This is a genomic window from Pararhizobium arenae (assembly GCF_001931685.1).
GTDB classification, from domain to species: domain Bacteria; phylum Pseudomonadota; class Alphaproteobacteria; order Rhizobiales; family Rhizobiaceae; genus Pararhizobium; species Pararhizobium arenae.
Genome location: NZ_MOOY01000033.1, coordinates 1 through 871, shown reverse-complemented (window position 1 = coordinate 871; position 871 = coordinate 1). Strand labels below are relative to the sequence as shown.

Sequence of the window (871 nt, the reverse complement as noted above, 5' to 3'; positions counted from 1 at the left end):
TCCCAACTGCCTCGCCTTGAAGCGATCTGAACCGGCGACACGTTGGTTACTGCCCAACTCGCGGGGACGATCCGGGGCCACTGCGGTCCTGATCTCAGACGCTCCAAGGGTCCACCAAGACTACCCCTGTTCCCTGGAAATCCTGAATGTTCCGCGTCACCACCGCTAGCCCGTGGACAAGCGCCGTGGCGGCAATGATTGCATCAGCTTCATTACGGCGATCTGGTGTGTGCAAATGGGCGCAACGAGTAGCAACCGCATCGTCGATTACAATGGTGCGCTCAGAAAACTCCGGGCGAACCCGGCCATCCATCCAGGCGCGCAAACGAGAGCCCTGCGCAATGTCGCGGCGCTGAATGCTAAGTATCCCGCGCTCAAGCTCTAAAATTGTTATCACAGAAATGTACAGATCACGGGCATCCTGCGCACCTATCCAAGCAGTTACATTCGGGTCGGCTTTACCGTCGCCGACCTTTCGAAGTTCGGAGACAACGTTTGTATCGAGCAAATATTTCAAGACAGATCAACTTCGCGGGCTGCTATAATCGATCGAGGAGGATCGAAATCGATGGCCGACAAACCCGGCATCGATAGCGCATCGACAAGATTATGACGTTTGCCTGTCAGACGCTCAAACTCACCGTAAGTCATTAACACGTGCGATGGCCTGCCCCGATCAGTAATAACGACAGGTCCAGCCTCAGCAGCCTTCTTTGCTCTGCCAACATCGTGGTTCAATTCGCGGCTTGTCAAACTGATGGTACCCATACGAACCTCCATGTAGGAACATACCTACATATATGGCACCCGTCCTCATCACGCAATGCTCTCGTGGGAAATTGGGTTCTTGGTCGGGTTTTTAAGCTCTTGA

Annotated in this window: 2 protein-coding genes; both read right to left on the bottom strand. The window is 54.0% G+C overall.

Features of this window, described 5'->3' with window-relative positions; all coding sequences use genetic code 11:
* Positions 1–94: 94 nt before the first annotated feature.
* Entirely contained in the window at positions 95–517 is a 423-nt protein-coding gene (locus BLX89_RS23755; protein WP_075293395.1) for a type II toxin-antitoxin system VapC family toxin, read from the bottom strand.
* Positions 514–768 (bottom strand): type II toxin-antitoxin system Phd/YefM family antitoxin, encoded by a 255-nt coding sequence (locus BLX89_RS23750; RefSeq protein ID WP_075293394.1) that lies wholly within the window; start codon positions 766–768, stop codon positions 514–516. The genes BLX89_RS23755 and BLX89_RS23750 overlap by 4 nt, the downstream gene beginning before the upstream one ends.
* Between the last annotated feature and the right edge of the window lie 103 nt (positions 769–871).